Genomic DNA, 20,735 nt, shown 5'->3' with positions numbered 1-20,735 from the left:
GAACGCCAGGGCTGAAAGTGGTGGTGGCGGTTCGAGATCAGCTTCTCAGGAGTGCTGTGGTGCGGCGGGCAGGGTGACGACCTGGGCGGCGTAGGTCAGGCCGGCGCCGAACCCGACGAGCAGTGCAGTGTCTCCGGCGTGCGAATCCCCGGTGCGGAGCAAGGTTTCCATGGCGAGCGGCACGGAGGCGGCGGAGGTGTTGCCCGCCTCGACGATGTCCCGTGCGACAACCGTGGCGGGTTTCAGCTTCAGTCGCTTGGTGATCGCTTCGGTGATCCGCAGGTTCGCCTGATGTGGGATGAAGGCATCGACTTGGTCGATCGCGACACCTGCCCGGTCGAGGGCAGATCGGCTGACTTTTTCCATCTCGGACACCGCCCATCGGAATATCGCGGGCCCGTCCATCCTCACGGTGGGCGGTGGGCCCATCGGATTGTCGCGGAACGTCGTCAGCGACGGATGTTGAGTGAGGGCGTGCGCCTGGGATCCGTCCGAACCCCATTCCACCGGTCCGATGCCCGGTTCGTCGGAGGGACCGACCACCACAGCGCCCGCGCCGTCGGAGAAAATGAACGCGGTGGACTTGTCCGTGAAGTCGACAAACTCGCTGAGACGCTCGACGCCGATGACCAGCACATGGCTGGCGGTGCGCCCGCGCACGACATCGGAGGCCAGTGCGAGTGCAAGGCAGAAACCGGCGCACCCGGCGGAGACGTCGAATGCGCTTCCGGTGATCCCTAGCTTGAGTTTCCCCGCTATCTGATTGGTCGGCGTGTCTTCGACTGTGGTGCTTGCCTTTCGGTGCCATCGGCTGTATTACCTAGATATGGCTTCGATCGTGGGGAAGCGGCAGGGCGGGAAGACGTACTACTACCTGGTCGAATCGGCCCGTGTGGACGGCAAGCCGCGGATCGTCTCGCAGCAGTATTTGGGCAGCGCGGACGAGGTGATGGCGAAGCTGACCGGCGCCGAGCAGGGGCAGCCGGTCCGCACCCAGCACAAGGGGTTCGGGGATGTGGCGGCGGCATGGTCGATCCTCGACCGGCTCGGAGTGGCCGAGGTGATCGACGCGGTCGCGCCGCGCCGCTCGGATGCGGCGGTGTCGGTGGGCACCTACCTGGCGTTGGCCACCGTCAACCGGGTGGTGGCACCGCGATCGAAGGCGGCGTTCGCGCAGTGGTGGGCGGGCACCGCGGGCTCCCGGTGGGTCAAGGCGCCCGCCGCCGCGCTCGATCACCGCCGCTTCTGGAAGGCGATGGACCGCCTCGGCGAGGACGAACTCCGCCGGGTCGAGACCGAACTCGGCCGCCGCATGGTCACCGAGTTCGGGCTGGACCTGTCCGGGCTGGCCCTGGACATGACCAACTTCGCCACGTTCATCGACTCGGCCAACGAGGCGGCGCCGATCGCACAACGCGGCAGGGCCAAACAGAAACGCGTGGACCTGCGGCTGGTCGGGCTGGCGTTGGTGATCACCCGCGACGGCGGAGTCCCGATCGTCTCGCACCCGTACCCGGGCGATCGACCCGACGTCACCCAGTTCTCCGACGTCCTCGACGCACTGGTGACCCGCTACCGGGACCTGACCAACACGGTCGACTCGCTGACCGTGGTCTACGACGCCGGCCAGAACTCGACCGCCAACCACGCCCGCGTCGAGGACTCGGGCATCGGCTTCGTGGGCTCGCTGCCCCCGAGTGATCATCCCGAGCTGCTGGCCCTGGGCAAATCCCGCTACATCAGCGTCGACGAGGACCGCTATCCCGGCCTGACCTGTGTCGACACCGAAGTCCGCGCCCTCGGTGTCACCCGGCGGGCCGTGGTGACCCATTCGCCGAACCTGCACGCCAAACAATCCCGCGGATTCGACCAGACCCTGGCCAAGGTCCGCCGACAACTCGCCGAACTGCAGGCCACCCTCGCGCGCGGACGCACGCGCCGCGAGAAGGCCGCCGTGCAGGACGCGATCGACCGGATCTGCCGGCCCCGCTGGGTGCGCGAGGTACTCACCACCACCCTGACTGGGGACACTCCCGGCAGCCTGCGGCTGTCCTGGCGCACCGACACCAAGTCCCGGAAACGACTCGAACACCGGATCTTCGGCAAACGCATCCTGTTCACCAACCGTGAGCACTGGACCGCCGCCGAGGTCGTCGCCGCCTACCGGTCCCAATCCGAAGTCGAATCCGGCTTCCGGCAACTCAAAGATCCCGCCGTCGTCTCGTTCTCCCCGATGCACCACTGGACCGACTCCAAGATCCGCGTCCACGTCTTCTACTGCGTCCTCGCCCTCGCCGTGGCACACCTGATGCGCCGCCAGGCCGAACACGCCGGCCTGCACCTGTCCGTGCGCGCCCTGCTCACCGAACTCGCCGGCATCGAAGAAACCGTGCTGCTCTACCACGACGGCGGCAAGGGACGACCCCGCGCCAGCCGCATGCTCACCGACATGAACGACACCCAACACCGCCTCTACGAGGTGTTCGCACTCGACCGCTACGCCCCCACCCGATGATCCGAGACGACAGTTAGGTAATACAGCCACACCACCCCAAAATCCCTACTGGCCAGCACAAACGCCACCCAGGCGCGAGACAGCGGGGAAACTCCGGCTAGCTGGTGCGCGATCTGCGGGCCGGCTGCGGGCGTCTGGTAGGGGAAGGTCGAGGTTGCCACGATCACGCACCCGATCTGGTCCGGGGGCACCGCGGACGAGCGCAGGGCGTCTCGACCGGCGCGCACGGCCATGTCGATCAAGGTCTCGTCGGGTCCGGCGAAGCGCCGAACCCGAATTCCCGATCGGACCCGAATCCATTCGTCGGTGGAGTCGATCTGACGGCAGATGTCGTCGTTGGTGACCACCCGAGAGGGTCGATACACCCCCAGTCCGAGGATCGAACTGTTTTGGATTTCCTGGCTGTTCGTGATCGGAATTGCCACGGGCGCACTCCGTTGGTCGACCGGCAGCACTCGCCGTCCGCGTCTGCTGGGTGGGTTGTGTCCTCCAGTGTCGTGACCGCCGCCGACGAAGGGCAGCCCCCCTAGGGTGAGGTCGCCACCACCTTGTTTCGCTCCCGTCGGCCCTGATTGGTTTCTTCCGGGTGAGACCGTTCGACGGCACGCACTCGAAAAACAAAAGTACCTATATGGATTCAGGGCGGCCGCGAGCGCGGATACTGCGCGGCGGCGGTCAGGTGAGCACCTATTGATTGACGACCATCACTTCGTCGGACGTCGTGAACACCCACTCGACCCGTCCAGCGGCATGCCGACTACTGGCAAATTCTGCGTGGTGGCCATCGACGACCGTGGCAGACCTTGTTCAACTCGTGCACTGCCATCGCGCTGGAGCCACGACCCCTACCTGCAGTGGCGCGCGGACACCGCCGTGCAATGGCTACCGTGACGACAGCCGCCGGCACCGCGAACAAATCCGCCGGGATCGTCGCCGCTCCCGATCATTGAATGTGCAGACACTTCGCGGTCGCCCACGCATACTGCAGCGCGGCATCGACATGCGCGAGCGCAGCCCGTGCGTCCCGAATCTGAGCCGCGACGACCGCTGCCAAGGCATCCGGATCGGTCGTCGAACCCTGCCCGTCACTCCGCAGACCATGGCGGGCGTCCGGCCAATCCTCGATCTCCGCCCGCACCCGCAGGAGCCGGTCCCGGAGCGCCAACACCAACTTCTCAGTGTCCCGCGCATTCTCCCGGTAGGTGCTCGTCGGATCGGCCATGCCCTTTATCCTCCTCTTCCCCTACCCCGGCCGAGACGATCGTTGGCCAGGTCGTCCAGGTAGCACTCCAGCATGAGTTGATCGACGCCTGTGACGTCGCCGGTGGGGTAAGTGAGGAACCGGATGCAACGGGTCACCGTTTGGGATGTCGCCGTTGGTGTGGATCGAGCTGCGTCCGATGCTCAACCACCAGCGGACGAACCGTCTGGAGTTCGAGAGTCCTCCGCACTGATAATCAGCTGGGCGACCGCGGTGACCTGCCGACGGCATTCGCCGAGCGCCTCCGGGGGTGACCCTGGCGGCGTCAAGCCGGTCGAGGTTACCGGTATCGGCGGTTCGATTCGCCGTCGATCAAGCGGTAGATGACGTACAGGGAGAACCACGTGATGAGCACAGCCGCGAGAACCAGCAACACCTCGAAAACAATGACCACCGTCACATTCTAGAGCGCTGGGCGGCGGCGATACGTGGGAGGCACCGTCTGGGGCACGAAGGACGGCAGCATCGGTTCTCCGGCGTGGAACGGTGTTGTGGGCGGGTGGGCGTTCGGCTCGTTGCGGGGCGGGAGCATATCGATTGCCAGGATGCCGCGCTGGCGGCGTGTTTCGATCCTCACCGGGTCGCATCCTCAAGCGCGGACAAGCGGGGGTGGCGGGAGCGCGGTGGAACGGCAACGCGGCCAGTGCCGGGGGTGCGGGCAACCACGCCGATGTACCGATCTCGTCGAAGTGTGCGGTCAGCGCGCCGCAGTAGGGTTTCGCCAGGTGGCGAGACGATCAGCAATCGGCAGGTTTGCTCCGCCGCCCTCCTCGCAACAGGCGATTCCTCACCATGCATGGAGGCTTGCGCCTCAGTCCGACTGCCGGGACCTACCACCGTTCGCCCAATGGTCGGTTACCGCGGTTTACCGTTACGCTGATCGAGTTCCTGTCAGGCTCAATGGTTTTGGCATCTGGTGTCCGCCTGTTCATCCTGATCGGCATGGTGCTGCTGCTGTTCCGGCCCTTCGCGTACTCCCTGTTTCGCCCTGAGAGAACATCTACCGCCGCAGCGGCTCGTCGGCCTCCGCCTCGACCCCCACCTGCTCGGTCTCCACAAGCGACGCCGGCGCGACCAGGAGCAGGCCTCCGACGGATCCCGCTGCCGGGGCGCCCCCTCACGCGCATGTGCTCCGGAAGACGCGGTGACACAGGGGCACTGGCTGACTCGGCGACCGACTGTCGGTCGTCTCAACTCAGCGACAGGCTGCTGGTGGCGCGGTGTTGGTGTGTGTGCGGGGACGAGGACCACCGGGCGGCGGCCGTGGTGGATCAGGTGCGAGGACGGTCGCCGACTCGGATACCAGTGGCTATGCGCGGGTGCGCGAACGTCAGGTGGACGATCGAGCGTGATGACTCGACGCCCCGGCGGGTTCCCGGACGGTGGTGGTACGGCGGCCGGGTGATCTGGTCGCGGGGGGTGGAGAGACGGCGGGCGGGCGATGTCGTTTTCCGGGGTGGACGTTCCGGCACGGATCGGGTGAGGCTCATCGAGAGGTTGGCCGCCAGGATGTGATAAATCTGTGGCCGGACGAGGCCAGGTGGCCGCAGGACATCGGTGTGGTGGCCCTGCTCGAGGTGACCTCGTCGACACGGGGCGGTTCCTGCTCGAGGTGACCTCGTCGACACGGGGCGGTTCCTGCTCGAGGTTGTCCGGACGTCGGAGGACCCACTAGGTGATGGGCCCTGTCAGCAGGCTGACCGCGCCGTCAACCACCAGGAGGGCGCCGCCCCAATCCACATCATCGCGTTCATGGCTTCCTGCTGGGCCGTGATTCGCGCGCCGGGGTGGGCCCTCGGGTTGCGGATCAGCGGTTCGGTCGGGACACGAGACTCGCGAGGCCTATCGAGGGCTGTCTCCCCCGTCGATGGTGGCCCGCCGGAAGCGCGCAGGATGTCGGTCTGGCTCGACGCCCGCCACTGGCGGGACTGGCCACCGCTGCACCCATTTCCCCCAGTGGGCGCCACCCGACGACGGGCGTTTGCTGCAGCATGATCTCGCTCACAGGATGTGTCGGGCGGTCACACACCCTCACGACGCCGCGGGAGATTCCAGGCCTCCGACTCGCACCGGCTGATCGGCACGAGGCGTCGCCCGTCACTTCTCCTCACACGTCCCGTCGGCGAGGCGCGAACCGGAGTTTCCGTCGCCGTAATGTTCCCGCCGAGCAGCCGCAACAGGGCGGGTGCACGATAACCGCATGCCCCACTCCAACCCGGTTGCCGCGTGGAAAACCCTCCGCCAGGGTAACGAGCGCTTCGTCAGCGGAGTCTCGATCCACCCCGGTCAGGGAATCGCCGACCGCGCGCAGCTCGACGCCGAGCAGCACCTCACCGCGGTGGTGTTCGGATGCGGAGACTCACGTGTCGCTGCGGAGATCATCTTCGACCAGGGACTCGGTGACATGTTCGTCGTCCGAACGGCCGGCCACGTCCTCGACGACGCCGTGCTCGGTTCCATCGAATACGCGGTGCAGGCCCTCGACGCGCCCTTGATCGTCGTGCTGGGTCATGACGGTTGCGGCGCCGTGAAGTCCACGCTCGACGCGCTGGACAAGGGCAAGGTTCCGGACGGCTTCATCCGCAGCATCGTCGAACGGGTGGCGCCGTCGATCATGGTGGGTCGCAAAGAGGGCCTCACCACCGTCGACGAACTCGAAGGCCGCCACGTCGTGGAGACCGGGGCTCTGCTCATGCAGCGTTCGCGCATCATCGCCGATCGCGTCGGAAGTGGTGCCTGCGCTATTGCCGGCGTCACCTACAAGCTGTCCGACGGCCGGATGCACCTGCAGGGAGGGGTCGGAGACATCGGCGAGCTCCGCGACTGACGCGACACACCGAGCCCGCTGATCCGCTGATCCACCGGTCCATCCGGAGACCCGACGCGGTGAACGGAACGCACGGGCAGATCGCGAACCGGCCGATCTCCGCGGCCCCCGAGGTCACCGCGGAGGAGACCCGGAAGGTCCTCGCCAGGACGGCGAGCATTGCGACTCGATCGATTCCCCACGTGCCGACGCATCGGGACACCGCGTGCCCGCTGCGGTGATCGCCCGGGCGCACGCACGACGAAGATCGAGTAGCTCACTTCTGCGGCTGTGGCCCCCTCTCGGCCACCTGACGCACCGCCGCCGCGACCGCCGGCGCGACACCCGCGTCGAACACGCTCGGCACGATGTAGGTGGCATTGAGCTCGGACGGCGACACCCTGTCGGCGATCGCGCGGGCCGCGGCGATCAGCATCTCGTCGGTGATATCGACCGCGTGCGCGTCGAGCAGACCGCGGAACACCCCCGGGGAAGGCGAGGACGTTGTTGATCTGGTTCGGAAAGTCCGACCGGCCGGTGGCCACCACGGCGGCATGTTCGCCGGCGACGACGGGATCGACCTCCGGGACCGGATTGGCGAGTGCGAACACGATCGAGTCGTTGGCCATCGCCGCGATGTCCTCGCCCGTGAGAATGTTCGGCGCGGAGACCCCGATGAACACGTCCGCCCCGACCAGCGCGTCCCGCAGTGATCCCGTCCGAGCCTCCGGATTGGTGTGCTCGGCGATCCAGGTACGAAATTCGTCGGCGGTGTCGTCCGGGGACAGAATTCCCTTCCGCCCGCAACCGATGATGTTCGTGCCGCCCTGGGCGACGAGCAACCGGATGACGGCGTGCCCGGCGGCGCCGACACCCGAGACCACGATCCGAGCCCGGTCGAGCGTCTTGCCGACCACGCGCAGCGCGTTGGTCAGGGCGGCCAGGACCACGATCGCGGTGCCGTGCTGGTCGTCGTGGAACACCGGAATGTCCAACATGTCGCGGAGCCGGGCCTCGATCTCGAAACACCGTGGGGCGGAGATGTCTTCGAGGTTGATCCCGCCGTAGACGGGCGCCAGGGCGCGGACGATCTCGACGATGGCATCCGGGTCCTGGGTGTCCAGGCACACCGGCCAGGCGTCGACACCGCCGAACCGTTTGAACAGTGCCGCCTTGCCCTCCATCACCGGGATCGACGCCGCGGCACCGATGTTGCCCAATCCCAGGACCGCGGACCCGTCGGTGACCACGGCGACGGTGTTGCGTTTGATCGTCAGGCGGCGCACGTCCTCGGGGTGTTCGGCGATCGCGGTACACACCCGGGCGACGCCGGGGGTGTAGGCGCGGGAGAGGTCGTCGCGGTGTGTCAGCGGAACCGTCGGGACCACCTCGAGCTTGCCACCCAGATGCAGCAGGAAGGTGCGGTCACTGACCTTGCCGACGATCACCCCCGGCACCTCGGCGATCGCGGTCGCGATCTGGTCGGCGTGCGCGACGTCCGAGGCGTCACAGGTGAGGTCGATGACCATGTGGTCGGGGTGGCTCTCGGCCACATCGAGCGCCGTCATGGCACCCTTCACCGACGCGATGGCCGCCGCCAACGTGGACGTGGTGCCGGCGCCGACCGGTGCATGGACGCGGACGGTGATCGAATAACCGGGGCTGGGACTGGGCATGGGAACTCCTGATCGAGTGACGAGCAGCAGGCGCCTACAGGGGGCGTGACCCGATCGGCCCGCACGGCCGGCGCTTCCGCCGCAACATCTTCAGTCTGCGCGGCCAGCGCCGATCCGGACAAGACGAGTTCGGCTGATTCCGCGCGCGAAACGCTGCCCCGCGTCGCCGGGCCGCGGAGCAGGATGGAAGACACCCGCGGCGACCAGCCACCAGGCGCGAACACAGAACACCGCCGCTGCGGCGCCCAACCGCGAGAGACAAACCGGAAAGAGCAGGAGCCGTCATGACGGCACACAAGAATCCACCGGTCGGGCCCACCACCGATCACGAACGAATCCGCTGTTGGATCCAGCACCATCACGGGGCGCCCGCAACGACCACCCGGCTCCCGGCCCGCCCCGCGTCGGCGACGACAACGCTGCTGGTCGACTTCGCCGGTCTGCGCCCGGGATCGGGTCTCGAGCACATTCCTGGATGCAATAGTTCGCCCTGTTCGACGCGCAGGCCCTCGCGTTCCGATTCCCCGGCACCGAGGACAGTCTCGCGTTCGAGCTGATACCACGCACCACCGGAAGACCAGCCGGGCGGCACCAGACCACACCCGACCGGCACCGGAATGAGAACTGCCGAAAACATGATGGCCGGGGAATTCGGCGCCGCGCCGATATCGTCGAGTCGGGCCCGCCCCGGCGACGAAGGTGGTTTCGAGCCGGCGCACACCCCGGCACCGTTCCGTGTTTCCCTCTGCAACGTTTCCCTCCGCACCGGCGGCTCGTGCCATAGGCTCAGCCGATGCTGGGACCGATCGTCCTTCCCAAGGCTGTTGCACGAATCAACTACCGGCTGGTGCACAACCCGTTGCAGCTGATCGAGGACGTCGCAATCTCCCAGCTCGACGAGGCCGCACCCACCCGGCTCGCCTACGAACAGTTCCTGATCGGATGCGACCGCACCGCGGCCCATCTCCTCGGCGACCCCGGCGCCACCGCCCGCGCCGCCGCCGTGCACGCGCACACCGCTGCCGTCCGGCTGATCCTCGCCCGGCCGGCATCGAGCCCACCGGGCGGACGTCATCCCCCTCGACTTCCGCCGTGCACGATCCCGCCGCCGACCCTAGCCGTTACTGTCGTCGGGACTTCGTGTCCCGGAACGGAAGGCTCGCCGCGAAACTGTGTGAACCGGTCCCGACCCGGGTACGCGGACAACAGGAAGCAAGGCGCACCGGGCGGGCAGGTGGGAGTAGGTCGAGGAGATGTCCCGCAGGATGGCGAAATACGGTGAGCCGGTGCGGCTCCGCGTCCCGGCGGACTTCGACCAGTTGCCGGTGGTGCGGGCGCTGACACGCACCCTAGCGGTTCGCGCAGACTTCACCCGCGACGAGATCGCCGACATCACCCTCGCCGCCGACGAGGTCTGCACCCAGCTGATCGCCTCGGCTCCGACCTACACTGCACCGTCACCCCCGCCGAATACGGATTACGGATCACGATCGCTGCCCGCGTGGACACCCCGGGGTGCCGAGGCGGCAGGGCATCGGGTGGCACGTCCTCGACACCCTGACCGACTCGCTGTCGGTATCGGAGAACCCCGCCGAAACCGATCCGGCCGGGTGGGACGTGGTCGTCGACTTCGTCAAACACCGCGCAATCGAGATCGGGCTCGCCGAAGACCGCGGTCACCCGGCCCTGACGTGCCCAAGCGCATCCCGGTCGGCAAGCCCCGGTACGTGCACCGGGTGAGGGGTCGTGTGTCGCGCACGGACACACCGCACACGACCCGGACGCAGCCGACGTGCCGGCACACCGTCCGTACCGGTGCCGGAACGACCCGAACACGGTGAATCTCAAGGCGGGGCAGAGCCGAAACGGCGCACCAGCGCAGACCGCGAGAACGCGCCGCGGCAGGACGCCGAGCCGATCGCCGCGCCGGGATCGGTGACGGCAGGGGAAACTCCGCCGGAGACCGTAGGGCGGATCCCGGCGGGGTTTGGGCACCGACTCCCATCGGGGGTCGATCCAGAGTTTTCGGGCCCGGTTTCTCTGTCGGGCTGGGTAAGCGGCGCCGGTGGTCGGCGCTCCGGCTCTGATCAGAGGACTCTGCGCGCGGTGGACGGCGGCGACTGGGCCGGACTCTCGGCGCAGGGAGCCGGGCCGTCTCGCCGCGTCCCTACTTCCGTCGTTCCGTACTCCTCGTTCCCTCGACCTCCAGCTCCTCGCCGTCGCGGAAGACCAGCTGTCCTTCGTCGAGGAGCACCGCCCAGCGGCGCGGAAGAGCCCAATCCCGCCCGTACGGCCGGGTCACCGAGTCGATCACCTCGCCGTGATCTTCGACGATCACCCCGCTCTTCTGCGGCCTTTGATCCGCGGCGAGCGCCGGATCGGGCGAGTGGTGTGTCGTCACCCGAGCGCCCACCGACCACGAGGGCCGTATCGCGGTCTTCTTCTGGGGCTTCATCGGCCCATGGTGGCGCATCACGCCGTCGACTCCCACTCGTTCCACCGTTCGACGTGATTGGTTACCGCAAGTTAATCCGGTGAGAGTATCCGCTTCGCGGGTCTGCTCCGGATCGGCCGACAGTCGCCCCCTGGTCGATCGGCGGTGGGGCGCCTAGCTTTCCAGCCCGTACGGGCCGGCGGCGTCGGTCGGGTCGGTGGGGCTGTTCCTGAAGGCGTAGGCGGCGAGGGTCGCGGCCCCCGCGGCGACCCAGAGGGCGCCGAACCCGAGCACCCGGTACGTCACCGCGCCAGCAGCCGCCCCCACCGCGACCGCAGCCCAGAGCCGCAGGTATCGAACCCATCGATGGGGTCCCCGGCCGAACAGGCGATCGGTCAGGGACCGCGCCGCCTCGGCGAGCAGGCCGCCGATCTCGAGCAGGGTGGCTTCGGCTCCCATGGCCAGGGCGAGGGCGAATCCGATCGGGGGTGCGGTGGTGGTGACCGCGTGGAGGGCGCCGGCCGCCGCGAGGAGAACCGCCGCGAGCAGCAGAACCCGCGGCACCCGCTGGCGTGGCCACATCCGGCCGACCACCGCGGCCAGGACGACACCGACGACGAACCCGGCAAGGATGGCCCCTCCGAGTCCGAGGACGAACCACGAACTGCTGCCGAGGGCGACGCCGGTCCGGGTAGTGGTGGCATCGATCGAGGAGACGAAGAACCCGCCGAGGAGGACGAACCCGAAGGCGTCGACGAACCCGAGGTGCATCGCGACGATCGTCTCCACCGGTCGCCGGGACCGCGGTCGCGCTGTCATCTCTGCATCGGTTGTGCTCATCGGCTCTCTCACCACCGGTAGGTCGCCGGCATCGGACAGGGTGGGGATCGTGGACCAGCGCGGTCGGCCCGGTCCTCCCCTCGGTGGCGAGGCGCCTGCCGCGACACGGTTTTACGGGCGCCCGGGTTTCCGGATGCGGGGCCGGAAGGGGCCCTGCAGCGCGAATTCTAGCAAATTGCTAAGATTCGCAAGTAACGCAACATAGACGGAGTTATTAGGTTGCAGGCGAGGCAACAGACCCGGCGCCGCGGCGAGGGCGACACGCACCTCGCCGCCGCTGGCTCGACCCGGACGACAGGAGGAGCCATGGCCGCGAACTCGCGCCAACCGCTGTACCAGATGAAGGCGGACTTCTTCAAAACGTTGGGGCACCCGGCGCGCATCCGGGTCCTCGAGCTGCTCAGCGAACGCGAACACGCCGTGTCCGAGATGTTGCCCGAGGTGGGCATCGAGCCGGCGAACCTGTCCCAGCAGCTGTCGATCCTGCGCCGGGCCGGTCTGGTCACCGCCCGCCGCGAGGGCCTGTCGGTGTCCTACGCGCTGACCTCGCCGCGCATCGCCGAGCTACTGCGGGTCGCGCGGGGGATCTTGACGGGGGTGGTGGCCGGGCAGGCCGAGGTGCTCGAGGACGTGCCCGAATCTCCTGCCTTGGTGGGTGAAACCGGGGGCTGACGGGGGCTCACCAAGGCAGGAATCCCTCCATTGCATTAGTTGGTTGCGAATTTTCTTAAGTGCTTACATCGTGTGATCGGGTGGCGTGGGAGAACTCGCTTTCGACCGGAAACCGAGAAAGGAGAAGTGGGCGGTGACGAACAATGACGACGGTGGTGCCAGTGGTCCGTCCGACGGCGGTCCGGTCTTGACGGGAGTCAGCGTTGCCGTCGTCGCGGTGTCCACCACCGGCTCGGGCGCGGCCGGGTCGGCGCGGACCCGGTCGCCGTGGGTCGCGATGGAGGATTATGCGGCGCTCATCCGGGAGCGGACCCCGATGCGCGCGCTGTGCCTTCCGGTGACCACGGGCGACCCGCACGTGCTGACCGAGCGCATCCTGGGTCTCCCGACGGGGGTGTCCGCGGTGTTCGTGGTCGGGGTGGGGCACCGGGAGTCCGCGGCGGTGGCGCGTGAGGTGACCGAGCGCGGCGGGCCCGTGGTCCTGACCGAACTGGACGTGCTGACGGCGGCGGTGGCGGCCGCGACGATCACCACCCTGCGCCGCCGCGGCGTCCCGCCACGCGCCGGCCGGGTCGTCATCACCGGCGCGTCGTGGGCGCCGTTGCTGGCGCCGGTGTTGATCGCCTCCGGGGTCGGGGATCTGAGCAGCTGGCACGAGCGCGATGCCGAGGCGTTCCCGCTGCGCCGGTTGATGGACCACAACGATGTCCTGGTCGATCTCGCCGGCTGCGCCCCCGACGGTGCGGCAGTCGGGCGCACGGTGACGGTCCCCGCCGACGGCTTCGTCCATGGCGCGCTGGTGCTGCCGGGGCTGCTCGCCGCGCTGTGTGGGCACGGCGTGCGGACCGTGACGGTCGAGGCGGTGGCCGCATGTGTGCGGGCGTTGGCGCTGATCACCCCCGCCGATCGGATGCTGCCGTCTCTCGATGATCGGCTGCTGGTCTCCGCGGTCGCCCGCCACGTGAGCCGGGCCCTCGGCCATCCCGTCCCGTATCGCGATCCACATCGGTGATCCAGCGCACCGCACCGCACGCAGCACATTCTGTCGGATTCTTGTGAGGAGAACACCCGTGAGCACCCCCACCGCCCCCGGCGCTGCCGGCGCTGCCGGCGCCGGCACTGCCCCGACCGCGCATCCCGCCGTCGTGTCCTGGGTAGACGAGGTCGCCGACCTCACGGCACCGGACGAAGTGGTGTGGTGCGACGGCAGCGCCGACGAATGGGACCGGCTGACCACCCAATTGGTGGACAAGGGCACCTTCGTGCGGCTCGAGCGCAAACCGAACTCCTTCTGGTGCGCCTCCGACCCCGACGACGTGGCCCGGGTCGAGGACCGCACGTTCATCTGCTCCCGGTTCCAGGCCGACGCGGGTCCGACGAACAACTGGATGGACCCGGTCGACATGAAGACGGTGATGACCGAGCATTACCGCGGGGCGATGGCCGGGCGCACGATGTACGTCATCGCGTTCTGCATGGGGCCCCTCGATGCGGCCGAGCCGAAGTTCGGGGTCCAGATCACCGACTCGGAGTACGTGGCGGTGTCGATGCAGATCATGACCCGCTCCGGCACCGCGGTGTGGGACAGGCTCACCGCGGGCACCGAATTCGTCCGATGCCTGCATTCGGTCGGCGCCCCGCTGTACCCGGGGCAGGTGGACGTGCCGTGGCCGTGTGATCACACCAAATACATCTCCCACTTCCCCGAGGAGCGCACCATCTGGAGTTACGGCTCCGGCTACGGCGGCAACGCCCTGCTCGGCAAGAAGTGCTACTCGCTGCGGATCGCGTCGAAGATGGCCAAGGACGAGGGCTGGCTCGCCGAGCACATGCTCATCCTCAAACTCACCTCACCCGAGCAGACGGTGCACTACATCGCGGCGGCGTTCCCGTCGGCCTGCGGCAAGACCAACCTCGCGATGCTCGACCCCACCCTCGAGGGATGGACCGCCGAAACCATCGGCGACGACATCGCCTGGCTGCGGTTCGGCGCCGACGGCCGGCTCTATGCGGTCAACCCGGAGGCCGGGTTCTTCGGTGTCGCCCCCGGCACCGGCGTCCACACCAACCCGCACGCGATGGCCACCATCGAGCGGGGTAACTCGATCTTCACCAACGTCGCCCTCACCGACGACGGCGACATCTGGTGGGAAGGGATGACGGACACGCCGCCGGCGCATCTGACGGACTGGAAACGACGGGACTGGACCCCGACCTCCGGGGAGCCTGCCGCGCACCCGAACTCGCGGTACTGCACCCCGATCGCCCAGTGCCCGACCGTCGCCCCCGAATGGGACGATCCGGCCGGGGTGCCGATCTCGGCGATCCTCTTCGGCGGCCGCCGCGCCACCACCATCCCGCTGGTCACCGAATCATTGAGTTGGCGGCACGGGGTGTTCCTGGCCGCCACCCTGTCGTCGGAGACGACCGCCGCCGCGGCCGGGCGGGTCGGTGTGGTGCGCCGCGACCCGATGGCGATGCTGCCGTTCCTCGGCTACCACGTCGGGGACTACTTCCAGCACTGGCTCGACATCGGCGAGAAGACCAGCCCGGAGCTGTTGCCGAAGATCTTCTACGTCAACTGGTTCCGCCGCGGCGATGACGACGAATTCCTCTGGCCCGGCTTCGGAGAGAACTCCCGGATCCTCGAGTGGGCGCTGGGTCGCATCGAGGGCCACGGACGGGCGGAGGCGACCCCGCTCGGCAATCTGCCCACCCCGGGCGACCTCGACCTGACCGGTCTGAAGTTCGACCACACCAAGATCGCCGCCGCGCTGCGGGTGGACCCCACCGAATGGGTCACCGAACTTCGGCTGATCGACCAGTGGTTCGCCACCATCGGCGGCAACAGGCTGCCCGACGTCCTGCGCGAGGAACTCGCGACCCTCCGGCAGCGGCTCGCCGCGGCCGCGTCCCGCCACGCCGCCACCACCGATCCCCGACTCGACCTAGCGCCCGGAGGCGGGGAATCCCGGTGGTCGCAGCCCCGCTTCTGACACCGTCCACCGGTGCGCGCCCCGGCCGTCGGGCGCGCGGGGGTCAGCCCGAATGCCGTTCGGGCGCAAACCATTGTCCGGTGCCGGCGACGAGCAGGCCGCAGCGCTCACATCCCGGGCAGCGGTCCTCGCCGGCCCGCAGCGCCGACACCCGGCACCACCGCCCACAGTCGGTGCAGCGCAGAATCCGCCCCCGCAGGGCGTGATCGAGGTTACCCGCCTCACCCAACTTTCCATGATGATTACTTGCTAACATTAGCAATTATAGAGGATTTGGCCCGCTGGCCGTCACTACCGAGGAACGTCGATGACCGAACTAACCCCCACCGGCCCCGCCGACGCGACCGGAAGCACCCTCGTGCGGGTGGCACGGTCGGCGACCGCGCTGCTGCCGCGCTGGGGTGAGTGGAAACCCGCGACCGGTGCCCCGGGCGCGGACCTACTCGCCGGGCTGATCGTCGCGCTGGTGGCGCTGCCGCTGGCGTTGGGGTTCGGCATCAGTTCCGGCCTCGGCGCCGCCGCCGGACTGACCACCGCCGTCATCGCCGGGGCGGTGGCGGCCGTGTTCGGCGGGTCCCGCTTCCAGGTGTCGGGCCCGACCGGGGCGATGACCGTCGTGCTGGTGCCGATCGTCGGCCAGTACGGGCCGACCGGGGTCCTCGCGGTCGGGCTGATCGCCGGAATGGTGCTGGTCGTCCTGGCGTTCGCCGGCGTGGGCCGGGCCGTGCGGTACATGCCGGCCCCGGTGATCGAGGGCTTCACCGCCGGGATCGCCGTGGTCATCGCGTTGCAGCAGGTTCCCGCCGCGCTGGGCATCACCGGCGCCGCCGGGGAGAAGGTGTGGCAGAGCGCCGCCGACGCCGTCCATCAGTTCGCGCAGGCCCCCACCCTGCTGACCCCGGCGACCGCACTGGCGGTGGCCGCGGTCATCCTCCTCGGCGGCCGCTCCCTCCCCCGCGTCCCGTTCTCCCTGATCGCGGTCACTGCCGCCACCCTGATCGCGCAACTCTTTCACCTCGACATCGCCCGGATCGGCACCATTCCGGCCGGATTCGCCGCACCCACCCTGAGTTTCCTGCACCTCGGCGAACTGACCTCCCTGATCGCGCCCGCCCTCGCGGTCGCCGCACTGGCCGCACTCGAGTCCCTGCTCTCGGCGACCGCCGCCGACTCGATGGCCGTCGGGGCCCGCCACAACCCGGACCGGGAACTATTCGGGCAGGGGCTGGCGAACATCGCCGCCCCGCTGTTCGGCGGGGTGCCGGCCACCGGGGCGATCGCCCGCACCGCGGTCAACGTGCGCTCCGGCGCCCGCACCCGGCTCGCCGCCCTCACCCACGCACTCCTCCTCGCGGCGATCGTGTATTCGGCGGCCGGGCTCGTCGCGCAGATCCCGCTCGCCGCCCTGGCCGGGGTGCTGCTGGCGACCACGGCGCGGATGGTCGAGACCGCCTCGATCCTGGCGATCACCCGAGCCACCCGCGCCGACACGATCGTCATGGTCGCCACCTTCCTGGTCACCGTCGTCTTCGACCTGGTCACCGCGGTCGCCGTCGGGGTCGGATTCGCCGCCGTCCTCGCCCTCCGCGCGGTCGCGAAATCCGCCCGCATCGAACAGGTCCCGCTCGAAACCGACGACCACCTCGCCGAGGAACACGACCTGCTCCGCGAGCACATCGTCGCGTACCGGATCGACGGCGCCCTGTTCTTCGCCGCCGCCCACCGGTTCCTACTCGAACTCGCCGACGTCTCCGACGTGAAGGTGGTGATCCTGCGGATGTCGCGGATCACCGCCATCGACGCCACCGGCGCGATCGTCCTCAAGGACGTCATCACCAAACTCGAGCACCGGCACATCACCGTGCTGATCTCCGGAGCCAAACCCGAACACCTCCGCCCCCTGAAAGCACTCGGGGTGTTCACCACCACCGACAGCGAGAGCCGGCACCTCTTCGACACCACCCCGCGCCTCTTCGACACCACCCCGCGCGCCATCGCCTACGCCCGCACGCTCGTCCTACCCCAACACCACTACACCTCCACCACGAACGAGGACCGACCATGACCGAGAACCCCGCAGCCACTCCCACCCCCACGCCCACTGCGCGGCAACGCCTCGGCTACGTCCTGGGCAGAACCCTGCCCGCCGAGCTGCACGACTGGGTCGTGGCGGACACCACCGGCCCCGGCGCCACCCGCCGCTACGCCACCCGCTGCCTCATCCCGCTGATCCCGATCCTCGCCGGGCTCCTGCTCATCCCCGGCCCCTGGATCATCCGCACCGGCATGGTCCTGCTGCTGTTCCTGCCGTTCGTGTACTTCCTTCTCGCCCTGAAGAACATCTACCTCCGCCACCGCCTCGTCAGCCACGGCCTCGACCCCCGCCTCCTCAACGCCACCAAACAACGCCGACTCGACCAGGAGCAGGCCTCCTACGAATCCCGCTACCGCTCCGCCCCCTGAACCCGCAAACAACCGGGGCGCACCCCAGATCCTGGGGTCCACCCAGTTCACTACCAACCGATTAATTGCTAATCTTCGTAAGTAGAAAAAATGGAATGGACGATGAACTGGGCGGGGTATGCGCGCCTCCCGGATCGAGCGACGCGGAACCGGGGCTCGGCGAAACCACCCAGGCTGGATCGGCACGCATGTGAGTGGCGGCGCCCCATATCCGTCCGGCGGTGCGCCCGATCACCGGCCACGCCCGCGAGGGAGGAAGGTCATGCCACATTTCCGATACGTCGGCACCCACGAGAGAATCCATCTCGGCGCTGCGACCCGGATGATCAACTACGGCGACATCGTCGCGGCGCGAACCAATCCCGACCCGCGCTACTTCGAGCGGGTGGAACCGGACCAGATCACCGAACGGCTGAGCCACCAAACCATGGGAGCGCCGGAACGCGAATAGGTCCCACGCCTGAACCTTGGGCCGATAGCCTTCTCCCTCGCATCCCCGTGCCCGACCCTCGCCCCCCGGCGCGTCGCCGACGCGACGGCACCGGAACCACCACCCATGCTCGCCGACATCGCCGACCGCAGAAACCAGCCACCACCCCGAACAGAAGCCAGGACCCGATGACAACCCGCACCATCCACGCCGCCGATCTGCAGTGGAACTCACTCGCCCACTGGATTCTCGAGTGGGAAGGCGTCGACAACCCCGAACCGACCCTGAGCGAGTGGAGCACCGAACTCGCCGCCGCGGCCACCGGGATCGACCGCCGAATCAGCTGGAACCCCACCCAGAACACCGCCACCGCCCCCGAAGACGTCGACCTGCCCCAGATCGAACACACCCTCCGCGGCGCCGTACGCCGCCTCGCCCACGGCTGACCCCATCTGGGTGAATAGCGGACTCACGGGCGTCCGGTGGTCGGTGCGGGTCACCCCGGACCTCGCTGCGGCAACTCATTCAGCGCCCCGCAGTCGGTGGCGCGGTGCCTATGTGTTCGGGCACCAGGACCACCGGACGGCGGCCGTGGTGGGTCAGATGCGAGGACACCGACTCCCCCAACGCCCGCTCGAGGACGGACACCAGCCCACCCCGTGAGCTGCCGATAATGATCATCAGGGCGTCATTCGCGTCGGCGATCGTCGCCAACAGGTGCGCCGGGTTGCCCTCGTGGGAGTAGTAGCTCCAATTCCCGGGCAGCGACGCGAGCATGGTGCACGCCTCCGCCCGTTCCCGCTCGACCGTCTCGACGATGCGCCGTTCCCAATCGTCCCGGTCCGGTTCGACCGGAAAATCGTCGAGGTCGACGACGTGGGCGACATGCAGATACGCACGGAGCGGGACCGCGAGGCCCATGGCGAAGGACAGCGCCTGATGGCTGGCGGGATACCGGTCGAACCCCACCACCAGATGGCACGCCGGCTCGGTCGCGGCCGCGGGTCCGTCCACGCGCACCGGTTTCCGCCAGTCCCGCACGCCGTCCCGGTCGGGGTGCTTCTTCTTGATCATCTGCTCCTCCTCACCACCGGCGACCAGGGCAGGCCGGCCTCCTGGAGCGCCGATGGTCACCGCCGCGGCGCCCAGCGCGCTCGCCGCACCGGCAGAGGTACGTCCGGGGTGCTCGATCGCGCACGGGCTCGACTCCCATGGCGGCTGAAGGTGGTGTACCCACAACAGCACCTGGCACCCCCGATCAGCCGAATCACCGCGGAACGCCTACCGTCATCGAGTTTGCAGACGTGAATATGGTCGATCGTCGGCATGATGACGGACGCATCTGGGCACGGTAAGACAGGACCGGACGGTTCTGTCAGCCGCTGCGGGGTGGGGACAGCAGGTGTCCCTGTGTGTAGATCCCGATCAGGTCCCACGGTGGATCGGGGAACCCGAAGCGGCGACGATCCTCGACCGCGGCCGCCGCCAGGACGCACGGCGCGTCTCCGAGCGGATTCCCGACGAACCGGATGGTGACGAACGCCTCGCGGGCGACGAGGGCCAGCCGCTCGGTGCCCCGGCGATGCAGCCACTGCACATGCTCACCGGCAGCGCGGCGTAGCCAGCGGCGCATGGTCGATTCCGGGCGCCCCATCCGCTCGGCGATGCTCCGGAATCCCGGGCCGTTCGCCTTGTGGGCCAGCGCAGTTCCGATCACTTCGGTGGTGTCGGCCCGGCGTACCTGCAGGGCGGTGGGCAGCAGGATGTGCGTGGCGCCGCCGTCGCGGCAGCGCACCCGTTGTGGGCGCACGGTCAGGGTCGTCGCGCCCACCGAGCGGACGGTGCGGGCACGCCCGTGTCCCCACCTGGCCACCGTGCCCCGGTACTGCGGGCATCGCATGGTGCCGGCGTCGAGGAAGGTGTCGGCCTCCTCGGGCCGGCGTATGACGATCACAGCCGATGATTCCGCTCATGGTGGGACCAGTGTCGACGACTACATGCAATCGCACCAGGGGCCAGTTCGTGTTGGTAGCAGCGCTTCTCGCGGCACGCCGTCACCCCGGATGCCGACGAAGTCGCCGCCGTCACCGCGCGGTCGTGTCCGCCCGATCCGGCAGCGCTCATCACGGCTGTTCTCGTTCCTCGGCACGGTGACGATGCAGACGATCGGCCCGCTGCCCGGAGCCCATCCGCATCACGGGTGACAGTTGGTGGCGCCGTGGTCGCAGAGACGCTCAACTCACCCCCAGGCGGGAACGACACCCAGATCCGGCCGCTGCCCGGCACCGGCCATCCCGACCCCGACGACACCGTGAGCACTTCGCAGACCGCGAAGAGGTGGCGAGTGTGCGATCGACGACAACCTCGGGGATGAGAGGCATGTTCAAGCGTCGAAGTCGCTCTTGGAGACACAACCCAGAGACCGCACGGAGGTCGCTCAGGTTCGTCCCAGTTGCTCCCCAGGCTCGTCTTCCTGTGGCGGTGTCGTGAACTCGATGGAGTCGGTGAATGCCTGGAGAAGCGATTCGGCGACGTAGACCCACCTGGGCACGCCATTGTTGACGGCGTCGGCAGCCGACTGCGCCCAGGCGCGGTCGAGAAATCGCAGGCCGGTGTCGCACCTTCCCCAGAAAGTGGCCGTG

The 20,735-nt window shown here is 68.6% G+C and carries 21 protein-coding genes and 1 pseudogene; 12 read left to right on the top strand and 10 right to left on the bottom strand.

Annotation, left to right across the window (positions count from 1 at the left end; genetic code table 11):
* Positions 1 to 45 precede the first annotated feature (45 nt).
* Positions 46 to 735: a 3-oxoacyl-[acyl-carrier-protein] synthase III C-terminal domain-containing protein gene (locus CJ179_RS34220; protein ID WP_373560170.1), complete on the bottom strand. Its 690-nt coding sequence runs from the start codon at positions 733 to 735 to the stop codon at positions 46 to 48.
* 91 nt (positions 736 to 826) lie between these two features.
* On the opposite strand from CJ179_RS34220, the gene CJ179_RS34215 reads away from it, so the two are divergent.
* Entirely contained in the window at positions 827 to 2,515 is a 1,689-nt protein-coding gene (locus tag CJ179_RS34215) for an IS1634 family transposase (RefSeq protein WP_095864304.1), read from the top strand.
* Here the strand turns inward: CJ179_RS34215 and CJ179_RS54155 are convergent.
* Together CJ179_RS54155 and CJ179_RS34205 are read right to left on the bottom strand one after the other, a co-directional pair.
* Entirely contained in the window at positions 2,497 to 2,940 is a 444-nt protein-coding gene (locus CJ179_RS54155; protein WP_179377729.1) for a hypothetical protein, read from the bottom strand. The genes CJ179_RS34215 and CJ179_RS54155 overlap by 19 nt on opposite strands.
* 518 nt (positions 2,941 to 3,458) lie before the next feature.
* Positions 3,459 to 3,737, bottom strand: a complete 279-nt coding sequence (locus CJ179_RS34205) for a hypothetical protein (protein WP_095864303.1) — start codon at positions 3,735 to 3,737, stop codon at positions 3,459 to 3,461.
* A gap of 2,239 nt (positions 3,738 to 5,976) precedes the next feature.
* Between CJ179_RS34205 and CJ179_RS34200 the strand changes: the two genes are divergently transcribed.
* On the top strand, positions 5,977 to 6,603 hold the full coding sequence (locus CJ179_RS34200) for a carbonic anhydrase (RefSeq protein ID WP_095864302.1): 627 nt from the start codon (positions 5,977 to 5,979) through the stop codon (positions 6,601 to 6,603).
* Positions 6,604 to 6,662: 59 nt separating this feature from the next.
* Positions 6,663 to 6,824, top strand: a complete 162-nt coding sequence (locus CJ179_RS51600) for a hypothetical protein (protein ID WP_179377728.1) — start codon at positions 6,663 to 6,665, stop codon at positions 6,822 to 6,824.
* A gap of 35 nt (positions 6,825 to 6,859) precedes the next feature.
* Here the strand turns inward: CJ179_RS51600 and CJ179_RS34195 are convergent.
* Positions 6,860 to 8,258: pseudogene (locus tag CJ179_RS34195) on the bottom strand (NAD-dependent malic enzyme).
* 358 nt (positions 8,259 to 8,616) lie between these two features.
* A complete protein-coding gene (locus tag CJ179_RS52260) occupies positions 8,617 to 8,895 on the bottom strand; it encodes a hypothetical protein (RefSeq protein ID WP_167372261.1) in 279 nt (92 codons plus the stop codon).
* Between the two features lie 156 nt (positions 8,896 to 9,051).
* Here CJ179_RS52260 and CJ179_RS34185 point away from each other — a divergent pair, with 156 nt between their 5' ends.
* Positions 9,052 to 9,540: a hypothetical protein gene (locus CJ179_RS34185; protein WP_306454259.1), complete on the top strand. Its 489-nt coding sequence runs from the start codon at positions 9,052 to 9,054 to the stop codon at positions 9,538 to 9,540.
* A 233-nt stretch (positions 9,541 to 9,773) separates the two neighbouring features.
* Positions 9,774 to 9,998, top strand: a complete 225-nt coding sequence (locus tag CJ179_RS51595) for a hypothetical protein (RefSeq protein ID WP_179377727.1) — start codon at positions 9,774 to 9,776, stop codon at positions 9,996 to 9,998.
* Between the two features lie 427 nt (positions 9,999 to 10,425).
* Here CJ179_RS51595 and CJ179_RS34175 read toward each other — a convergent pair whose 3' ends face one another.
* Positions 10,426 to 10,713, bottom strand: a complete 288-nt coding sequence (locus CJ179_RS34175) for a hypothetical protein (RefSeq protein ID WP_095864369.1) — start codon at positions 10,711 to 10,713, stop codon at positions 10,426 to 10,428.
* A gap of 153 nt (positions 10,714 to 10,866) precedes the next feature.
* Positions 10,867 to 11,532 carry a DUF1275 family protein gene (locus tag CJ179_RS34170; RefSeq protein ID WP_244163944.1) on the bottom strand — a complete coding sequence of 222 codons (666 nt, stop codon included), beginning with the start codon at positions 11,530 to 11,532 and terminating at the stop codon, positions 10,867 to 10,869.
* Between the two features lie 306 nt (positions 11,533 to 11,838).
* Between CJ179_RS34170 and CJ179_RS34165 the strand changes: the two genes are divergently transcribed.
* From CJ179_RS34165 to CJ179_RS34155, 3 genes are all read left to right on the top strand, one after another.
* Positions 11,839 to 12,204, top strand: coding sequence for a helix-turn-helix transcriptional regulator (locus tag CJ179_RS34165; protein ID WP_095864301.1), 366 nt, complete (start codon positions 11,839 to 11,841; stop codon positions 12,202 to 12,204).
* A gap of 133 nt (positions 12,205 to 12,337) precedes the next feature.
* Positions 12,338 to 13,216 carry a hypothetical protein gene (locus CJ179_RS34160; protein WP_095864368.1) on the top strand — a complete coding sequence of 293 codons (879 nt, stop codon included), beginning with the start codon at positions 12,338 to 12,340 and terminating at the stop codon, positions 13,214 to 13,216.
* Between the two features lie 58 nt (positions 13,217 to 13,274).
* Positions 13,275 to 15,200, top strand: a complete 1,926-nt coding sequence (locus CJ179_RS34155; RefSeq protein ID WP_095864300.1) for a phosphoenolpyruvate carboxykinase (GTP) — start codon at positions 13,275 to 13,277, stop codon at positions 15,198 to 15,200.
* Between the two features lie 43 nt (positions 15,201 to 15,243).
* Here CJ179_RS34155 and CJ179_RS52255 read toward each other — a convergent pair whose 3' ends face one another.
* Positions 15,244 to 15,429, bottom strand: a complete 186-nt coding sequence (locus CJ179_RS52255) for a hypothetical protein (RefSeq protein WP_143051535.1) — start codon at positions 15,427 to 15,429, stop codon at positions 15,244 to 15,246.
* A 78-nt stretch (positions 15,430 to 15,507) separates the two neighbouring features.
* Here CJ179_RS52255 and CJ179_RS34150 point away from each other — a divergent pair, with 78 nt between their 5' ends.
* From CJ179_RS34150 to CJ179_RS34135, 4 genes are all read left to right on the top strand, one after another.
* Complete coding sequence (locus CJ179_RS34150; protein WP_095864299.1) at positions 15,508 to 17,265, top strand: SulP family inorganic anion transporter; 1,758 nt, start codon at positions 15,508 to 15,510, stop codon at positions 17,263 to 17,265.
* Positions 17,262 to 17,663, top strand: coding sequence for a DUF5313 family protein (locus CJ179_RS34145; RefSeq protein WP_095864298.1), 402 nt, complete (start codon positions 17,262 to 17,264; stop codon positions 17,661 to 17,663). Before CJ179_RS34150 ends, CJ179_RS34145 begins: the two co-directional genes overlap by 4 nt.
* A gap of 262 nt (positions 17,664 to 17,925) precedes the next feature.
* Complete coding sequence (locus CJ179_RS34140; protein ID WP_072949846.1) at positions 17,926 to 18,114, top strand: hypothetical protein; 189 nt, start codon at positions 17,926 to 17,928, stop codon at positions 18,112 to 18,114.
* Positions 18,115 to 18,281: 167 nt separating this feature from the next.
* Entirely contained in the window at positions 18,282 to 18,539 is a 258-nt protein-coding gene (locus tag CJ179_RS34135; RefSeq protein ID WP_072949844.1) for a hypothetical protein, read from the top strand.
* A 79-nt stretch (positions 18,540 to 18,618) separates the two neighbouring features.
* Here the strand turns inward: CJ179_RS34135 and CJ179_RS34130 are convergent, their stop codons facing one another.
* Positions 18,619 to 19,167 (bottom strand): universal stress protein, encoded by a 549-nt coding sequence (locus CJ179_RS34130; protein ID WP_072949842.1) that lies wholly within the window; start codon positions 19,165 to 19,167, stop codon positions 18,619 to 18,621.
* Positions 19,168 to 19,468: 301 nt separating this feature from the next.
* Complete coding sequence (locus CJ179_RS34125) at positions 19,469 to 20,047, bottom strand: RNA polymerase subunit sigma-70 (protein WP_072949840.1); 579 nt, start codon at positions 20,045 to 20,047, stop codon at positions 19,469 to 19,471.
* Positions 20,048 to 20,735 lie beyond the last annotated feature (688 nt).

This window comes from Rhodococcus sp. ACS1 (genome assembly GCF_002300155.1).
Classification (GTDB): domain Bacteria; phylum Actinomycetota; class Actinomycetes; order Mycobacteriales; family Mycobacteriaceae; genus Rhodococcus_F; species Rhodococcus_F koreensis.
The sequence above is the reverse complement of the archived record's forward strand: the minus strand, read 5'-3'. Positions and strand labels throughout refer to the sequence as shown.